This is a genomic window from Marimonas lutisalis (assembly GCF_005434965.1).
Taxonomy (GTDB): domain Bacteria; phylum Pseudomonadota; class Alphaproteobacteria; order Rhodobacterales; family Rhodobacteraceae; genus Marimonas_A; species Marimonas_A lutisalis.
Genome location: NZ_SKCI01000008.1, coordinates 29912 through 45640, shown reverse-complemented (window position 1 = coordinate 45640; position 15729 = coordinate 29912). Strand labels below are relative to the sequence as shown.

The 15729-nt window shown below is 60.3% G+C and carries 22 protein-coding genes and 1 pseudogene; 21 read left to right on the top strand and 2 right to left on the bottom strand.

What is annotated here, in order from left to right:
- From E0501_RS20775 to mnhG, 7 genes are all read left to right on the top strand, one after another.
- Nucleotides 1-388: DDE-type integrase/transposase/recombinase (locus E0501_RS20775; protein ID WP_137703330.1), on the top strand; the 388-nt coding region annotated here is incomplete at its 5' end.
- A 260-nt stretch (nucleotides 389-648) separates the two neighbouring features.
- Nucleotides 649-3528 carry a monovalent cation/H+ antiporter subunit A gene (locus E0501_RS20770; RefSeq protein WP_137703329.1) on the top strand — a complete coding sequence of 960 codons (2880 nt, stop codon included), beginning with the start codon at nucleotides 649-651 and terminating at the stop codon, nucleotides 3526-3528.
- A 1-nt stretch (nucleotide 3529) separates the two neighbouring features.
- Entirely contained in the window at nucleotides 3530-3886 is a 357-nt protein-coding gene (locus E0501_RS20765; protein ID WP_137703328.1) for a Na+/H+ antiporter subunit C, read from the top strand.
- Complete coding sequence (locus E0501_RS20760) at nucleotides 3883-5448, top strand: monovalent cation/H+ antiporter subunit D (RefSeq protein ID WP_137703327.1); 1566 nt, start codon at nucleotides 3883-3885, stop codon at nucleotides 5446-5448. The genes E0501_RS20765 and E0501_RS20760 overlap by 4 nt, the downstream gene beginning before the upstream one ends.
- A gap of 1 nt (nucleotide 5449) precedes the next feature.
- Nucleotides 5450-5950 (top strand): Na+/H+ antiporter subunit E, encoded by a 501-nt coding sequence (locus E0501_RS20755; RefSeq protein ID WP_137703326.1) that lies wholly within the window; start codon nucleotides 5450-5452, stop codon nucleotides 5948-5950.
- A complete protein-coding gene (locus E0501_RS20750; protein ID WP_137703325.1) occupies nucleotides 5947-6234 on the top strand; it encodes a K+/H+ antiporter subunit F in 288 nt (95 codons plus the stop codon). Before E0501_RS20755 ends, E0501_RS20750 begins: the two co-directional genes overlap by 4 nt.
- Nucleotides 6231-6617, top strand: coding sequence for a monovalent cation/H(+) antiporter subunit G (gene mnhG, locus E0501_RS20745; RefSeq protein WP_137703324.1), 387 nt, complete (start codon nucleotides 6231-6233; stop codon nucleotides 6615-6617). Before E0501_RS20750 ends, mnhG begins: the two co-directional genes overlap by 4 nt.
- A gap of 491 nt (nucleotides 6618-7108) precedes the next feature.
- On the opposite strand, the gene E0501_RS20740 is transcribed toward mnhG, so the two are convergent.
- Nucleotides 7109-7411 carry a ribbon-helix-helix domain-containing protein gene (locus tag E0501_RS20740; RefSeq protein ID WP_137703323.1) on the bottom strand — a complete coding sequence of 101 codons (303 nt, stop codon included), beginning with the start codon at nucleotides 7409-7411 and terminating at the stop codon, nucleotides 7109-7111.
- A 189-nt stretch (nucleotides 7412-7600) separates the two neighbouring features.
- Here E0501_RS20740 and E0501_RS20735 point away from each other — a divergent pair, with 189 nt between their 5' ends.
- The 12 genes from E0501_RS20735 (at nucleotide 7601) to E0501_RS20680 (ending at nucleotide 13823) form a co-directional block, all read left to right on the top strand.
- Nucleotides 7601-8098 (top strand): YeeE/YedE thiosulfate transporter family protein, encoded by a 498-nt coding sequence (locus tag E0501_RS20735; RefSeq protein WP_161594684.1) that lies wholly within the window; start codon nucleotides 7601-7603, stop codon nucleotides 8096-8098.
- Nucleotides 8099-8101: 3 nt separating this feature from the next.
- Nucleotides 8102-8734: a YeeE/YedE thiosulfate transporter family protein gene (locus E0501_RS20730; protein ID WP_137703321.1), complete on the top strand. Its 633-nt coding sequence runs from the start codon at nucleotides 8102-8104 to the stop codon at nucleotides 8732-8734.
- 28 nt (nucleotides 8735-8762) lie between these two features.
- On the top strand, nucleotides 8763-9071 hold the full coding sequence (locus E0501_RS20725) for a sulfurtransferase TusA family protein (RefSeq protein WP_137703320.1): 309 nt from the start codon (nucleotides 8763-8765) through the stop codon (nucleotides 9069-9071).
- Between the two features lie 4 nt (nucleotides 9072-9075).
- Nucleotides 9076-9285 carry a hypothetical protein gene (locus E0501_RS20720; protein ID WP_137703319.1) on the top strand — a complete coding sequence of 70 codons (210 nt, stop codon included), beginning with the start codon at nucleotides 9076-9078 and terminating at the stop codon, nucleotides 9283-9285.
- 112 nt (nucleotides 9286-9397) lie between these two features.
- Complete coding sequence (locus E0501_RS20715; protein ID WP_137703318.1) at nucleotides 9398-9670, top strand: hypothetical protein; 273 nt, start codon at nucleotides 9398-9400, stop codon at nucleotides 9668-9670.
- A 1-nt stretch (nucleotide 9671) separates the two neighbouring features.
- Entirely contained in the window at nucleotides 9672-10262 is a 591-nt protein-coding gene (locus E0501_RS20710; protein WP_137703317.1) for a rhodanese-like domain-containing protein, read from the top strand.
- Between the two features lie 20 nt (nucleotides 10263-10282).
- Nucleotides 10283-10573: a hypothetical protein gene (locus tag E0501_RS20705; RefSeq protein WP_137703316.1), complete on the top strand. Its 291-nt coding sequence runs from the start codon at nucleotides 10283-10285 to the stop codon at nucleotides 10571-10573.
- Between the two features lie 11 nt (nucleotides 10574-10584).
- Nucleotides 10585-10863: a hypothetical protein gene (locus E0501_RS20700; protein ID WP_137703315.1), complete on the top strand. Its 279-nt coding sequence runs from the start codon at nucleotides 10585-10587 to the stop codon at nucleotides 10861-10863.
- Between the two features lie 16 nt (nucleotides 10864-10879).
- On the top strand, nucleotides 10880-11068 hold the full coding sequence (locus tag E0501_RS20695; protein WP_137703314.1) for a hypothetical protein: 189 nt from the start codon (nucleotides 10880-10882) through the stop codon (nucleotides 11066-11068).
- Between the two features lie 45 nt (nucleotides 11069-11113).
- On the top strand, nucleotides 11114-12061 hold the full coding sequence (locus E0501_RS20690) for a sulfurtransferase (protein ID WP_137703313.1): 948 nt from the start codon (nucleotides 11114-11116) through the stop codon (nucleotides 12059-12061).
- A 110-nt stretch (nucleotides 12062-12171) separates the two neighbouring features.
- Nucleotides 12172-12750: a hypothetical protein gene (locus E0501_RS20685; RefSeq protein WP_137703312.1), complete on the top strand. Its 579-nt coding sequence runs from the start codon at nucleotides 12172-12174 to the stop codon at nucleotides 12748-12750.
- Nucleotides 12751-13115: 365 nt separating this feature from the next.
- On the top strand, nucleotides 13116-13823 hold the full coding sequence (locus E0501_RS20680) for an IS6 family transposase (protein ID WP_137703311.1): 708 nt from the start codon (nucleotides 13116-13118) through the stop codon (nucleotides 13821-13823).
- Between the two features lie 198 nt (nucleotides 13824-14021).
- Here E0501_RS20680 and E0501_RS20675 read toward each other — a convergent pair whose 3' ends face one another.
- Nucleotides 14022-14285 (bottom strand): DUF4242 domain-containing protein, encoded by a 264-nt coding sequence (locus E0501_RS20675; protein WP_137703310.1) that lies wholly within the window; start codon nucleotides 14283-14285, stop codon nucleotides 14022-14024.
- Between the two features lie 158 nt (nucleotides 14286-14443).
- Here E0501_RS20675 and E0501_RS20670 point away from each other — a divergent pair, with 158 nt between their 5' ends.
- Both E0501_RS20670 and E0501_RS20665 read left to right on the top strand, forming a co-directional pair.
- Entirely contained in the window at nucleotides 14444-15316 is an 873-nt protein-coding gene (locus E0501_RS20670; protein ID WP_161594683.1) for a LysR family transcriptional regulator, read from the top strand.
- Nucleotides 15317-15380: 64 nt separating this feature from the next.
- Nucleotides 15381-15530, top strand: a pseudogene (locus E0501_RS20665) (IS6 family transposase); the annotation flags it as partial.
- Between the last annotated feature and the right edge of the window lie 199 nt (nucleotides 15531-15729).

Genomic DNA, 15729 nt, shown 5'->3' with positions numbered 1-15729 from the left:
GCTTGAGAGCGTTGTCACGAAGCGGCGAAACAAACGCGCCGCATTGAAAATGCTCAGAAAATTGATGAGGAGGTATGGTCAGCCTGAGGTGCTGGTCACGGATCGGTTCGTTTCATACAAAGCCGCGCTTCGCGAGATGGGTTGCGACCATCTCCAATCATGTGGTCGCTGGCTGAACAACCGCGTTGAGAACTCGCACTTACCCTTCCGACGACGAGAGCGGGCGATGCAGCGCTTCCGGCGGATGCGAAGTCTGCAGAAATTCGTTGCCGTTCACGCCTCTGTCTTCAACCACTTCAACCAGGACCGAAGCCTCTCTAAACGAGATCACTTCAAGCAAAATCGAACCGCTGCTCTGGCCGAGTGGCGCGGTCTCTGCGCGGCATAAGGGACAGTGCTACTGTCCCAGTAGAGAGGAGTTCGAATTCGTCTGACAGCACCCTTGAAACAATTGATAGGCGAGACTTTGATTATGGCTGGAAGCTAGGAAACGGGCCGCCGCGCGATCGCGGCGGGCAACTGCCCCACTGCACGCGGTCCCCGACCGGGGACCGCGTGCACGACTAATTTTTCCCGAAGACCCTTGCGTCGAGCGGCCCAGAACAAGATGTTGCTCAAGCAAGTCTGCAACAGGACCAAGGAGTTCTCGTGTCACTCTTTTTCATCGTTGCTCTGCCGTTCTTCGGGGCGCTTCTGCCCGGATTGATGAATGCAGCCGGCAGATCCGCCTGCGCCGGGGTCACGTTTACCGTGTCGCTGGCGGCCTTCATCGGCTTGCTGACCAACCTGCCTTCCGTCCTGGCCGGCGACGTATTGACCGCGCGGATCGACTGGATGCCATCGCTCGGCCTGAACTTCACGCTGATGCTCGACGGGCTGGGGTTCTTCTTTGCCTTCCTGATCCTCGGCATCGGCCTTCTGATCATCGCCTATGCGCGCCACTACCTCAGCCGTGATGACAACATGGGCGAGTTCTTCACGTATCTGCTGCTCTTCCAGGGCGCGATGGTGGGCATCGTCCTGAGCGACAACATCCTGCTTCTGCTGGTCTTCTGGGAGCTGACGTCGCTCTCCTCGTTCCTTTTGATCGGCTATTGGAAACATCTGCCGGAAGGCCGGCAGGGCGCGCGAATGGCGCTGGCCGTGACGGGCATGGGCGGGCTGGCCATGATCGCCGGGATGCTGATGCTGGGCCAGATCGCGGGCAGCTATGATCTCAGCGTGATCCTCGAGAACCGCGCGCTTATCCAGACCGATCCGCTCTATACGCCAGCGCTCGTCCTGATCCTGCTGGGCTGTTTCACCAAGTCCGCGCAGTTCCCCTTCCATTTCTGGCTGCCGCACGCGATGGCCGCCCCCACGCCCGTCTCGGCCTACCTGCACTCGGCCACGATGGTGAAGGCGGGTATCTTCCTCATGGCGCGTATGTGGCCCGTGCTGTCGGGCACGCCGGAATGGTTCGTGATCGTCACCACGGCCGGGCTCGTGACCATGGTGTTGGGCGCGGTGATCGCGCTCTTCAAACATGACCTCAAGGCGCTGCTGGCCTTTTCCACGGTCAGCCACCTTGGCCTGATCACCATGCTTCTGGGCACCGGCACCGCGTTTGGCGCCATGGCGGCGATGTTCCACATCCTCAACCACGCAACCTTCAAGGCCGCGCTCTTCATGTCGGCGGGGATCATCGATCACGAAACCCATACCCGCGACATTCGCCGGCTGGGCGGACTGCGCCGGCTGATGCCGGTGACCTTCGTGATCGCCACGCTGGCGGCGCTGTCGATGGCGGGCATCCCCTTCCTGAACGGCTTCCTGTCCAAGGAAATGATGCTGGAAGAGGCCACCCACACGGTGCTGTTCGGCACGCCCTGGCTCGTGCCGGCACTGGCGATTTCCGGATCGCTATTTTCGGCCGCCTACTGCTTCCGCCTGATCGGGCATACGTTCTTTGGCCCCGTGCGCGACGATTACCCGTCGAACCCGCACGATCCGGGCCCCGGCCTGTGGTTGCCGCCGTCGATCCTGGTGACGCTTGTCGTCGTCATCGGCATGGCGCCTTTCCTGGCGGAGCCCTTCGTGAAACTGGTTACGGCCTCCGTGCTGGGCAACGCGGCAGAGTTGCCCAAGGCCTATTTCAAGATCTGGCACGGGCTGGTCCCGGCGCTGTTCATGTCTGTTGCGGCCGTCGTGGGCGGCCTGTTGGTGATGGTCGTGTTCACGCCGCTGTTGCGCCTGTGGGAAACCACGCCGCGTCCCGAGGCCAAGGCGATTTTCGACGCCTTGGTCGCAACGGCCGTCCGGCTGGCGCGCGGACTGATCCTGCCGCTGCATAACGGCGCGTTCACCCGCTATGCCGCGATCGGGGCGATCACCATCGTGGCGGCGGGGTTCCACGCCTGGAAAACCGGAACAGTGGCCCCCCCAACGCGCGAGGTGCAGGCGGCGGGCCCGGTCCTGGTCGCCGGATGGCTGATGCTGGTGGCAGCGACCGGCGGATTGGTTTTCATGCACCGCAACCGCTTCTTTTCCCTGATCCTGATCGGGATTGTCGGCCTGATGGTCTCCATCGGTTTCATCTTCTTCAGCGCGCCTGACCTGGCGATGACACAGTTCACCGTCGAAGTGGTAACGATCATTCTGCTGCTGCTTGCGCTGAATTTCCTGCCCAAGCGTACCCCGATGGAAAGTTCTGTCCTGCGCCGGGTGCGTGATGCGGGCGTTGCCGCGATTGGCGGACTGGCGACATTCACGCTGGCATACCACTACCTGCTGCGCGACGCGGTCGGCACGCCGATCTCGGAATTCCACCTCGCCAACTCCTACAAGGGCGGCGGCGGCACCAACGTGGTCAACGTGATCCTTGTCGATTTCCGGGGCTTCGACACCTATGGCGAAATCATTGTCCTGGGGATCGCGGCACTGCTGATCTACGCGTTGACCGAAACGCTGCTCGGCGGTCGGGTGCGGGCCCGGCTGCTGAACCGAAAGCCGGACCAGCAGCGCGCGGGCGAGATGCACCCGATGATGATGGTGGTTCTGACGCGCGTGATCATGCCGCTGGTTCTGATGGTCGGTTTCTACATCTTCCTGCGCGGCCACAATGAACCGGGGGGCGGCTTCATCGCGGGTCTCATCGTGTCGATCGCGGTCGTGATGCAGTATATGGCCAGTGGGTTTGCCTGGGCCTCCGCGCGGCTGAAATACCCGTATCACGGTGTCATCGGCGCCGGCGTGCTGATTGCCGGGCTGACCGGCATCGGATCGTGGTTCGTTGGCAAACCGTTCCTGACCTCCGACTTCACCTATGTCCGAATCCCGCCCTTTGAAAAGTTCGAACTGGCCACCGCGGCCCTGTTCGATCTTGGCGTGTTCCTTGCCGTGGTCGGCGCCGTGATGCTGTCGCTGGAAAGCTTCTCGCGCCTGGCGCGGCGGGCGCACATGCCCGAGAGCGAGCACCCCATGGACATTGACCCCTCCAGGGACGATCCGCCGCACCTGGAAACCGGACCAGCAAGGGAGGGCGCGTGACATGGAACTGCTTGTCGCCTCGGCCATCGGCATCCTGACAGCCGGCGGGCTATACCTCGTACTGCGCCTGCGGACCTTCCCGGTGATCTTGGGCATGTCGCTTCTGACCTATGCCGTGAACGTCTTCCTGTTCGCTTCGGGCCGGCTGACGACCGGCGCGCCGCCGGTCCTGCGCGAAGGCATGACCACCTATTCCGATCCGTTGCCGCAGGCTCTGGTGCTGACCGCAATCGTGATTTCGTTCGGCATGACGGCGGTTGTGGTGATGATCGGCCTTGGCGCGTTCCTGGGCTCGAACGATGACCACGTGGATGACCGGCCCGAAGGCGAAGACGACGTGACGGAGGGCACAGCATGACCCACTGGATTATCGCTCCTGTCGTCCTGCCCGCCCTGCTTGCGCCGTTCATCGTGCTGGCGGCGCGCTACCATATCGGGATTCAGCGGGCCTTTTCCGTCGCCGGCGTGCTGGCCCTGATCGCCATCGCCGCAAGCCTGTCCTGGCAGGTGTCGGACGGCAGCGTTCTGCTCTATCAACTGAGTGACTGGGCAGCCCCGTTCGGCATCGTCATCGTCGGTGACCGGCTGTCGACGCTGATGGTCCTGCTGACGTCGGCTCTGGCACTCTTCGTCCTGCTTTATTCCATAGGCTCCGGCTGGGACGACCGGGGGCGGCATTTCCATGCGCTTTTCCAGTTCCAGCTCATGGGCATCATGGGCGCCTTTCTGACGGGCGACCTGTTCAACCTCTTCGTCTTCTTCGAGGTCCTCCTGATCGCCTCGTACGGGCTGATGATCCATGCGGGCGGCAACACCCGGCTTCGCGCGGGCGTGCAATACGTGCTGTTCAACCTGATCGGCTCCACCCTCTTCCTGTTTGCCCTGGGCTCGATCTATGCCGAAACCGGCACGCTCAACATGGCCGACCTAGCCCAGCGCGCCTCGTTGATCGGCGCCGAAGAAACGGTGGGGATCCGCGTCGCGGCGGTGCTCCTGATCTTGGTCTTTGCGATCAAGGCGGCCCTCCTGCCGCTGCATTTCTGGCTTCCCTCAAGCTATGCCGAGGCCCCCGCGCCCGTTGCCGCGCTGTTTGCGATCATGACCAAGGTAGGCGCGTATGCGATCATCCGGGTCTATACGATGATCTTCCCGCCCGATCTCGAGGCGACCGCAGGCCTGCATGACACGTGGCTCCTGCCCGCCGCACTCGTTTCGCTGTTCATCGGCATGGTCGGCGTGCTGGCCGCCCGAAAGCTGGATCGGCTTGTCGCCTTCTCCGTCATCGGGTCGATGGGCATGGTGATGGTGGCGATCTCGCTTTTCACGCCGGCGGGCACCGCGGCCGCGCTTTACTATATCGTGCATTCGACACTGGCCGGCGCGGCGCTGTTCCTGATCTCAGACCTGGTGCGCACCGGTCGCGCTGACCTGAACCTGACCGCGCAGGCGCCCATGGCGGGTACCGCTCTGACCGCGGGGCTGTTCTTCGCGGGCGCCATCGCCATGGCGGGCCTTCCGCCTTTGTCGGGGTTCCTCGGTAAGCTGCTGGTGCTCGATGCGGCGTTCGAAACCGATCTTGTCGTTTGGATCTGGGCGGTGGTGCTTGGCTCCAGCCTGATCAACATCGTGGGCTTTGCCCGCGCCGGCAGCGTTATGTTCTGGAAGGCCCATGGCTTTGCGCCACCCGCCGATACACCCGCCGATACGCCAGCCGATGCCCCCGCATTGCCGCGCCCGGCAACCCTGTCCTATGTGGCCGTGGGCGGGCTCCTGTCCCTGCTGGTGGCCCATACCGTCTTTGCCGGACAGGTGCATCGCTATACCACCACCATCGCCGAACAACTCTACGCGCCAGATTCCTATATCGCCACCGTGCTCGACACCCCCGGAAAGCTCAGCACGCCGAAAGAGGAGCACTGACATGGCCCGTGCCTTCCACTGGTTGATACCGCACCCGTTTCTAACCCTGATTCTGGCCGTCGTCTGGACACTGCTTCAAAACGAGATTTCCGCCGGGATGGTCGTTTTCGGCATCATCCTCGGGATCATCATCCCCTGGGCCACCTCGGTCTGGTGGCCGGACACGCCCAAGGCCTTCAAGCTGCGCAAGATGATCCTCTACAGCTTCATGGTAATGTGGGATATCCTCGTCGCCAACGTACAGGTGGCCTGGATCGTCCTGACCGTCCCTAATAACAAGCTCAAGCCTGCGTGGATCGTCATTCCGCTGGAACTCCGCCAGCCCGAAGCGATCACCGTGCTTGCCGGGACCATCACCCTGACCCCCGGAACCGTCTCGGCTGACTTGTCGGACGAGGGGCACAGCCTGCTGGTGCATGTGCTTCACACCGATGACCCCGACGCCGTTCGTGACGAAATCAAGACCCGATACGAGGCCTATCTGAAGGAGATCTTCTCATGACCGCAGCTTCGGGATTCATGGAGATCGCATTGATCGTGGCTTTTGCCACCCTGGCGCTTGGCCAGATCCTGTCGATCGTACGGCTCGTGCTGGGGCCAACCTCGGGCGACCGGATCCTGGCGCTGGATACGATGGTGATCAACGCGCTCGGCCTGGTGGTGGTGATGGGCATCAGGCACGGCGTGCAGATCTATTTCGAAGTCTCGCTTCTGATCGCCATGCTGGGCTTCGTCTCGACCGTTGCGTTGGCGCGCTTCATCTTGCGGGGGGACATCATCGAATGACCGCTGAGATCGTCGGAACCTATGCCACTTCGCTATTCTTGCTGATCGGATCGGGCTTTGCACTGGTCGGCGCGATCGGGCTGTTGAAATTCAACGACTCGATGTCGCGCATGCATGCGCCCACCAAGGTGGGCACGGCCGGGATCGGAATGCTGCTGCTGGCCTCGATCGTCCACTCGTCACTGCTTGGCGAAACGTCGATTCATGAACTCCTGATCATGGCGTTCCTGTTCGTAACCGCACCGATTTCCGCGAACTTCATCGCCAAGGTCAACATCCACCAGAAAGCATGCGAAACCCCGCCCGACCCCCCACGCGATGAAACCTGGTCGACACTCAATGTTCCCGACAGCGATCCCGATCCCGACCCGGCAAACCAGTGACACGCGAACAGCGCGGGTGACGGGCCCGGTGCCCTGAGCGGACGTCGCCTTTCGGATATTGCATAATCGGCCCGCAGCTTGTCGGCTGGGCATCGGCCCTCCAGGTCCCGCCGGGCACGAAGCGGCCGCTTGCCGCGGCCCCGGTGATCCGACGCCGCGCCGGGCAGCGAACGGCAGGAACTCCCAGGCCGGCCATTGGTGCTTTACGCAGAGAATGACCGGAAGGAGCCCTTAGCAGACTAGGCTGCGGCTGCGGAATCTTAACATTTTGTAAAAGACGGCACTGGGTGCGCGCACCGAGCCATTTACCAAAGCCCCGTATGTTCATGGGATGCATACAGTAGCAACTTCTAAGTTCGAGTAATCCTTCCTGGCTAAGCGTCTGACACTACTTGAGGCTAGAAAAGCGTAAGTTGTACATGGCCGCTTGCGATAAGTGGATTTCTCACAAGTTGAGGCAAAGCTAGCGCCTGACAGAAAACCAATCGACTTCACGAGTAAATGTTCATGTACTTCATGCAGATCACCCGCAGACAGGATGAGATGTTCTTGTCGTTCGCCACGAGGCATTGATCATGAATACGGGCAATGAGTTGCGGTAGCGTTATGCCCATTCGGGTGGACATATCTTCAAGCACTGACCAGAATACTCGTTCCAGTCGAATCGTGGTGCTGTGGCCGTGAATGCGGAACCCGCGACGCTCGGGGGCGAACTCGCTGACCTGGTCCAAAGAGCAGGCATTGAACATGTGACCAAGGAAGTCATTGGGTTCAATCTCAACGTAAATCGACATGCTCTCCCTTCCCCTCGGATGTAAATTTTTCAACAATATCAGGGAATTACCCCAACGACAGCCGATCGCAATTTTGGAGGTTAGACCGTGTAACGGTGGTGTTTCCAATAATTACTACCACCTCATGTTGCCCCTAAGGCTAAGCTGAACGCAAGCAGTGAAACCAAGGTAACGCACTGGGAGGATGTTTTGCCGAGCGAGTTTTTCAAGAAAACCCTTGATCCTGTGATTGCGCTGGCCGCGATTGCGGTGCTGGATATTTTCCTGTTTCTGATGATCGGGGCCTTTACCGTCGGTGGCGGGGAGACCATGATGACCGGCCTTATCGCCGAGGCCGCAATGGGGGATGACCTGCAACGTCTGCCGTTCTGGAACCTGGTGTTCGAACCGGACCCGACCTACTGGAAGATCTATATCAGCCTCGGCATGCTGTTCGGCGCCTTTGTCAGCGCGGTTCTGAGCAAGGAGTTCTACATCCGGATGCCGCGGCGGCTGTCCGAATGGGTGCTGATCACCATCGGCGGGCTTCTGATGGGGATTGGCATCCGGCTGGCCTTTGTCTGCAACGTATCGACGTTTTTCGGCATGACACCCGAGATGAACATGGGCGGCTACCTTGCCATCAGCGGCATCCTGGCCGGGGCCTGGGTTGGCTCGTTGATCTACAAGAAAATTCTGGAGGGCTGAACGATGAGTGCTATCGGACAATGCCTGATCGCCTTTGTCTTCGGCTCGGTCGTGGGGATATTGGTGCAGCGTTCGCGCTTCTGCAACACGGCGGCCTTGCGGGATGCGATCCTGTTCAAGACCTATCGCAATACCAAGGCGCTTTTGGTGGCGATGATCATCCTGACCTTCGGCTTCACCCTGTTCCTGACCTTTGGCGAAGGCAACCCGATGCGGTTCGATGTCGGTCTGAACACCTTTGCCGGGCTGTTCATTTTCGGCGTCGGCATGGTTCTTGCCGGGGCCTGCACGGTGTCGACCTGGGTCAAGACCGGCGAAGGCAATGTCGGTGCGCTTTGGGCGCTGCTCTTCACCTTTGTCGGCATGTTCCTGTTCTCGCTGGCGTGGTCGGCGAATTACTGGCCCCCGGCGCCCGCATCGATGACCGGAGAGCCGAACCTGGAGGCGCTGCAACTTGGCTATTCCAACGCGGCCACCCTGCAAGAGAAATTCGGCATCCCGGCCATCGTGTTCGGCTTGGTGCAGGTCGGGGTTCTGGTGCTGATCTACCGCGCAATCCTGCGCAAGGAAGCTGCCCAGGCAGAACGGCATCGCCAATCGCAGGCGGCGCGTGCCGTCGCCACGGCGGCGGAGTGAATAGAACGAAAAGAGATGGGAGGATAACATGGGACTATTCGGCAAGAAGAAAAAAGATGCTGGCGCCAGCGGCCCCGTTGGTGAGGCGACGCTCAGCAATGGCGACACGGTCTCGATTGCGCAAACCGTCGATTGCATCGGCGATAGTTGCCCGCGGCCGCAATTGCTGACCAAGAAAGCCGTCGGGCAGGTCGGATCGGGCGACGTGATCGAGGTGTTGCTGGACAATCCGTCGTCGGTCGAGGCGCTGCCGCCGATGTGCGACGAGCTGGATGCGGTGCATCTTGACACCAAGCAGGAACCGCGCTGCTGGAAAGTCTATATTCGCAAGGATTGAGGATATGACACCCGCAAAACTGTTCATGCATGCCTATGGCTGGGGGTCGCTGGTCATCGTGATTGCCGGTGTGGCCTGGGTGTTCGTCTTTCCGCCAACCAGCCTGCGCACCGACCGTGACGGGGTCGCGCATTTCACGCCCGACGTGGAGCACCCGATCACCGGCGACGCGGTCAGCGTTAACACCCTGATCAAGCATTATCGTGGCGACTGAGGAGATTGAGATGGATTTTGAAACAACCGCGCACCTGGGCGTTGGGATCGTCGCCTTTGTCGTCATGTATGTCTGTTTCCTGCGGGACACGATGTAAAGGGAGGGCGGGAAGATGAACACAAGCAGTATTGTCTTTTGCGTCGGGAGTATCGTGGTAAGCCTTGCGGTGGCCTGGGTCGCATTCCCCTATGCCGCGCTGGACAGCGAAACGATTTCCGCCGCACAGGTGCCCCAACCCGCCGAGATGATGCCGGATGTGGAGGTCGGCAACGGGTTTGGCGAGCTGCCGGTGATGGAGTTGATGGGCTACTATGTGGAAAACCCCCCTGCGCCCGTCGCAGCGGGGGCCGCACCGGCCCCCGAAATCAAGTTCGGCGGCTGCTGAGATGCGGTTCCGGGCCCGCCATCCCAATGCGATCCGACATGTCCGGGTGACGACCGGTGCCGCAGTGCTGGCTCTGGTCTGCACGCAAGCACAGGCCGGACCGGTGGGCACGGTGTCGGATCTGTCGGACCCCGCGCTTGCACAAGGCTATACGCTGATTGACACGCGGCCCGAGCCGGAATGCCTGAAAGACGCGCCCGAACGGGCACGCTGCCTGCCCGCAGAGTGGCTGTTCGATGACACCGGAGAGCTTCTGGTTACGTTCCACGTGTTGCGTTGGCTCTTGGGCACGATCGGCCTGAGCGGCGACGAAACACTGGTTGTCGCTGGACCGCCTGCGGCAGGTCAGACGGCAAAGGCCGTTGCCGGTCTGGCCCATCTCGCGGGGCAAGCCGAGGTATTCGTTCTTGCCGGCACCGATATGGGCAACGGCCCCGGCGGCGCGGCGCGCAGTTTCAGCCGCGAGGTCGTTTACACCGCCCCGATACGCGATGCGGCGCTGATCCCGGGCCAGACTGCCGCGCCAATGATAACCCGAATGATCACCTATGCCACGAAGGGTGGGCGCGTTGTCTTCCCCGCGAAACTCTGATGGCCCGAGAGGATATGCACATGGACGTAATGCTGCTCATCTCGACCCCTGACGCCGCCCGGATCGCAACCGGGCTGGGACGAGCGCTAACTGCCCAAGGGCTCAGCTGGGGCTGCTTTCTGACCAATGACGGCGTGAAACTCTTGTCTGATGCGACGTTTGCCCAGGTCGGCGCCGGGGCCGCGCGCCTCGCGGTATGCGAGCATTCATGGGACCTGCACATGGCTGGTCGGGATTGCCCGGTCGAACGTGGCAGCCAAACCGTCAATTCTCTGATGATGGGCGAAGCGGCCCGCATCGTGAGCCTGTGAGGAGGTTGGTCATGGAGGAAAAACAGATCCTGGTCCTGGCCCGGCGCGATCATACCGAGGCCATGCGTGTGGCGGCAGGCCTGACGATTTTCGGCCACGCGGTTCGACTGGTCTTTATGACCGGTCCGGTTGCCGAAACCGAGGAAAACGCCGAACGGGCCGAGTTGCTGGAACTGGCCGAGGTCGAACCGGAAACCACGGTGCCGGAAATGGCCGAGGACCTGGACCTGCTGGAGGCCGCCGCCCTGGGCCGGGCCATGACCGACGCGGACCGCGTCATAAGCCTGTGAGACCGGAGGAAAGGACATGAAACTTCTTGAACTGGATACCGGCCTGTTCCCCGACCGCGCGCGTGTCGAAGCCGCGCTCGGGACGCTGGAAGAGGCGCACCGGATTGAACGAAGAGATATCTCCGGCCTTGCGCCGGAGGATGAGGACGCATGGGCGGATGTGGTCGGAGCGATCCGTGCGGCTGACAGCGTCATAACCAAGTAGGCTGGGTCGATCACCCGGACTGCTTTACAACTGGGAGGAAGTGAAATGACAAGATTTACTCAAGGAATAAGGTCACTGGTTGCCGCGGCGGCCTTCGCCGCCGCCACGCTGGTCGCGCTGCCCGCCTGGGCGGCCGAGCCTCTGGTCGACGTGGGCTGGGTCAAGCAGAACGCCGGGGCCGATGGTGTCGTCATCATCGACGCGCGCCCTTCGACCGACTATCTGCGCGGCCACATCCCCGGCGCGGTCAACACCAATTACGGCAAGGATGGCTGGCGCGTGAAGGACAACGGTGTGCCCGGCGTGTTCCCCAAGGATACCGGCAAGTTGGCCGAGCTGATCGGCGGGCTGGGGATCAACAATGCCACTCATGTCGTGCTTGTGGCCCCTGGCAGCAGTTCGTCAGACATGGGCATTGCCACGCGGATGTATTGGACTTTCAAGGTGTTGGGCCACGACAATGTTTCGGTCCTCAATGGCGGCATGAAAGCCTATCTCAGCGAGGTGGACGACCAGAAGAAACCAGTCAATCCGCTTGAGAAGGGCGCGGCAAAACCCACGGCAAAAACCTTTAACGTAGCGCTGCGCGAGGCGATGCTTGTTGATGGGGCCGCCGTGCAGGCCGCGATTGACGCCGGCGCCATGCCGGTCGACAACCGGACCCATGATCAGTTCCTGGGCGTCAACCGGCACCCGGCATCCAAGGCTTCGGGCACGATCCCCGGTTCGGTGAACCTGCCTCAAAGCTGGATGACCGAAAACGGCGGCGGCAACTTCCGCAATGCGGACACGCTCAAGAAACTCTATGCCGCGGCAGGCGTGCCCACCGAAGGGGCCCAGGTCAATTTCTGCAACACGGGGCATTGGGCGTCAATCGGCTGGTTCGTGTCGTCCGAACTGCTCGGCAACAAGGACGCGATGCTCTATGATGGGTCGATGACCGCGTGGACGGCCGAGGGCAAGCCGATGGAAGCCTCGATCTCGACCAACTGACCGAAACGAGGTGACCCATGGCGCAGACGCGCCACATATTCGGTGATCTGAAGGAACGGGCCGCAGTGTTTTGCATTGCGGCTCTTCTTTGCGTTCTTCCAACTGCTGAGTTGCGGGCGGCAGATGACGGTCAACGCCTTCTGGCCAGCGAGCTTCTGATCGCCCAGGGCGATCTTGCCCGTTTGGCCGACCCGACGCTGTCTACGGCAAACCGGCGCGGGTTGCAGGCCCGGCTTGCGGGATCAATGGGCGTGCTGCCCTGGATGTTGCGCAAGGCCGGAGACGTGGAGGGCGCGTCGGAGCTTTCCGGTTGGCTGGAAATCCCGTTGACGGATGCCAAGGCCGAACATGCGCTTGTGGCTTTGCTTTCAAAGCTTACCGAGCGGCACGGGTTGGACACGGTTGGCCTTGATCTGAAAAGAACCGCAGCCACAGCCCGCGAGGCCCGCGCCATTCACGAAACCTATTGCGCTGGGTGCCACGACCAGGCCGAAAACGGCGACCCCGACCTGGAATTGCCCGCCCGGGATTTGTTCTTGATGGCCCGGCAAGAGGCTGACGTCACGTTTCTTGGGCGGTTGATAACGGGCATCAAGGGGGACGAAACGATCGGGTTTCGCAATCCCCTTACGGACAGTCAGTTGTATGCTCTCTGGATGCTCTATCTTCATGAAAGCCCGATGGACTGAAGAAGTAGATCACTAGCATTGGCCGTATTGAATATGTACTTGGCGCTAGAACACCGAGAAGGTGAACACCGACAGGTTTTTTTGGACTGTATCTTAACATCATAACACAAAATTGTATGGCAGAGCTTTGCTCTCAGTTCGTGGTTCGGGCATGTTGAATGTCCGTTTCGTCCGCAACTCTGCCGTAGCCAGTTTTATGGCGAATGCGCGCTTCTGGTAAGAGCGGTCGCTGCGGCGCAAAAGCGGACGTTGCCGCGGCGCGGGCTTGCCATGGATGACCGCTTAAGGCGGCTTGCAGATCATCCGACGGTCATGTCAGAGGAACTTGGCTTGAGGCGGGCAGGGGGCTTGCGTAGCCTCTGGCCATGACCAAACGCTCTCCGTTCAAGTACTTCAAAACCAGCCCCGAGGTCATCCGCCTGGCGGTGATGCTCTATGTCCGGTTCCCGCTGTCACTCCGCAATGTCGAGGACCTGCTGCACGAACGAGGCATCGACGTCAGCCACGAGACCATCCGGTTCTGGTGGAACCGGTTTGGCCCGATGTTTGCGTCTGAGATCCGTCGGCGGCGTGTGCAGCAGCTGCGTGCGTTCTCGCGATGGCAATGGCATGTCGACGAGGTTTTCGTGAAGATCAATGGCGAGCGGCACTACCTTTGGCGGGCCGTCGATCACGAAGGCGAAGTGCTTGAGAGCGTTGTCACGAAGCGGCGAAACAAACGCGCCGCATTGAAAATGCTTAGAAAATTGATGCGGCGCTACGGTCAGCCTGAGGTGCTGGTCACCGATCGGTTCGTTTCATACAAAGCGGCTTTACGCGACTTGGGTTGCGATCATCTCCAATCATGTGGACGCTGGCTGAACAACCGCGTTGAGAACTCGCACTTACCATTCCGACGGCGAGAAAGGGCAATGCAACGCTTTCGGAGAATGCGAAGTTTGCAGAAATTCGTTTCCGTCCATTCCTCCATTTTCAATCACTTCAACCAGGATCGCAGCCTCTCCAAACGAGATCACTTCAAGCAGAACAGAACCGCTGCTCTGGCCGAGTGGCGCGGTCTCTGCGCGGCATAAGGGACAGCGCTACTGACCTTGCAGAGACGAGTTCGAATTCGTCTGACAGCACTGCTTTGAGGCTTTGCATCAAGGGCTGAGCACTGGAAGCGTTCTGCGGTGACGAAAGGTTGATCATGCATGGTTCGCATTCCTGAGGCGGCGTGGCCGGCCTTTGCCTTTTTGGCAAAAACCGGCTGTTAGAAGATTGCTCCGCGCCTACGGGGTCAGGTCGAGTGCTTCTACCACGCGGCTATATGGCAAGCCGGCGGTATCGTTCAATCGCTGGACCTGCTCTGCACTTTCGCCTTCGAAAAGGCACATGCAGCGGCCGTCTTCGGGTGCGAAAGTAGAGCGGATATAGCTGATTTTTTCGCCCGCGTCTGACATCTTTTCGGCGGTTGCAATCGCTGCTTTTTGTGCGCCTGCCAGGTCATCCATGCTGATGCCTTTCAAGTCGCGTTCAACCATGAATACCGACATTTCCAATCTCCCTTTGCTGTTCTTGCCCTTTCATGAAAACGCAAAAACTGTGTCTTGGGAAAACGCAATGCGCTATTGTTCAATAACCCACGGTTTGAATGTTTTACGGTATATTGGACGGAATTGCGCGCTTTTGGACAAGGGGGTGTTCAATGGAGATGTCCCAGATACGTTACGTTCTCGCGGCCGCCAAGCATCTGAATTTCACCAAGGCCGCGTCTGATTGCAATGTCACCCAGCCCGCCTTGACCAAAGGCGTGAAGGCTCTTGAGGTGGAGCTTGGAGCGCCTGTCTTTCACCGGGAAGGTCGGCGTATCCTGCTCAGCGATTTTGGTCGGTCCATGCTGCCGCACTTGCAGCAAATCGTTAGCGAGGCCGACGCAGCGCAGTTGCTGGCCCAAAATTTCCGTCTGCTCGAAAAGGTGCCGATCAGGTTGGGCGTTATGTCGACGATTGGACATATCAGACTGGCTCGATTCCTGGCCCAGTTCGAAAAAACCAATTCCGGCGTGGAATTGTCCGTCAGCGAACGCTCGACCACGGAACTTAAGGACAAGCTATCGAACGGCGAACTGGACGCCGCGGTCATGACGCTGACGGAAGAGCTGCAAGAAAACTTTCGCGCTCATCCTCTCTATGCAGAAAGATATGTTGTGGTCTTCCCGCCCGAACATCGTCTCGGGCAATTGAATGTTGTCAGTCTGCAAGAGCTGTCGGGAGAAAATTACGTGGATCGGCTATCTTGCGAAATGCGCGAGATGGTGATGCAGGTTTGCGCGTCAAAAGGTGTCGAACTTTACGCGCGCTTCCGGTCTGAAAGAGAAGGCTGGGTGCAGGCAATGGTTCTTGCAGGTATCGGTTTTGCCTTCATGCCGGAATACTCTGTTACCTTGCCAGGTTTGATCCAACGCCCGCTGATAGATCCGACAGTTGAACGAAAGATTGCGCTGGTGACCATGCCGGGTCGAAAGTTTTCACCGGCAATGGAGGCGCTGATGCGCTCGGTGAAAAATTTTAGCTGGCCTGGATAGTTGCAAAGGTCTTGTCAGAGGACCTTGGCTTGAGCCGGGCAGGGGCCTTGCTTTGCTTCTGGTCATGACCAAACGCTCCCCATTCAAATACTTCAAAACCAGCCCTGAGATCATCCGCCTGGCGGTGATGCTGTATGTTCGGTTCCCGCTTTCACTTCTCAATGTCGAGGACCTGCTGCACGAGCGGGGCATTGATGTGAACCATGAAACCATCCGGTTAGCCGTCCGTCGCCGCATCCACCTCGGCAATCGCATCGCCGAGCGCCTCTCCCGTGGGAAGGCGGCCATCGGTCTCGACCGTGAAGGCGATCACCGCCGGAAGCCCGAAGCGCCGAGCCGCCAGCACCATTCCGGTGGCCTCCGGCGGGTAGGCGACCGTATATTGGCCCTGAGCGCTGTGGCTGCTCGCTGAA

Coding starts and splice junctions, on each gene's coding strand:
- E0501_RS20765 (WP_137703328.1), top strand. CDS start 3,530: ATGGAACTGCTTGTCGCCTCGGCCATCGGCATCCTGACAGCCGGCGGG.
- E0501_RS20760 (WP_137703327.1), top strand. CDS start 3,883: ATGACCCACTGGATTATCGCTCCTGTCGTCCTGCCCGCCCTGCTTGCG.
- E0501_RS20755 (WP_137703326.1), top strand. CDS start 5,450: ATGGCCCGTGCCTTCCACTGGTTGATACCGCACCCGTTTCTAACCCTG.
- E0501_RS20750 (WP_137703325.1), top strand. CDS start 5,947: ATGACCGCAGCTTCGGGATTCATGGAGATCGCATTGATCGTGGCTTTT.
- mnhG (WP_137703324.1), top strand. CDS start 6,231: ATGACCGCTGAGATCGTCGGAACCTATGCCACTTCGCTATTCTTGCTG.
- E0501_RS20740 (WP_137703323.1), bottom strand. CDS start 7,411: ATGTCGATTTACGTTGAGATTGAACCCAATGACTTCCTTGGTCACATG.
- E0501_RS20730 (WP_137703321.1), top strand. CDS start 8,102: ATGAGTGCTATCGGACAATGCCTGATCGCCTTTGTCTTCGGCTCGGTC.
- E0501_RS20725 (WP_137703320.1), top strand. CDS start 8,763: ATGGGACTATTCGGCAAGAAGAAAAAAGATGCTGGCGCCAGCGGCCCC.
- E0501_RS20720 (WP_137703319.1), top strand. CDS start 9,076: ATGACACCCGCAAAACTGTTCATGCATGCCTATGGCTGGGGGTCGCTG.
- E0501_RS20715 (WP_137703318.1), top strand. CDS start 9,398: ATGAACACAAGCAGTATTGTCTTTTGCGTCGGGAGTATCGTGGTAAGC.
- E0501_RS20710 (WP_137703317.1), top strand. CDS start 9,672: ATGCGGTTCCGGGCCCGCCATCCCAATGCGATCCGACATGTCCGGGTG.
- E0501_RS20705 (WP_137703316.1), top strand. CDS start 10,283: ATGGACGTAATGCTGCTCATCTCGACCCCTGACGCCGCCCGGATCGCA.
- E0501_RS20700 (WP_137703315.1), top strand. CDS start 10,585: ATGGAGGAAAAACAGATCCTGGTCCTGGCCCGGCGCGATCATACCGAG.
- E0501_RS20695 (WP_137703314.1), top strand. CDS start 10,880: ATGAAACTTCTTGAACTGGATACCGGCCTGTTCCCCGACCGCGCGCGT.
- E0501_RS20690 (WP_137703313.1), top strand. CDS start 11,114: ATGACAAGATTTACTCAAGGAATAAGGTCACTGGTTGCCGCGGCGGCC.
- E0501_RS20680 (WP_137703311.1), top strand. CDS start 13,116: ATGACCAAACGCTCTCCGTTCAAGTACTTCAAAACCAGCCCCGAGGTC.
- E0501_RS20675 (WP_137703310.1), bottom strand. CDS start 14,285: ATGTCGGTATTCATGGTTGAACGCGACTTGAAAGGCATCAGCATGGAT.
- E0501_RS20670 (WP_161594683.1), top strand. CDS start 14,444: ATGTCCCAGATACGTTACGTTCTCGCGGCCGCCAAGCATCTGAATTTC.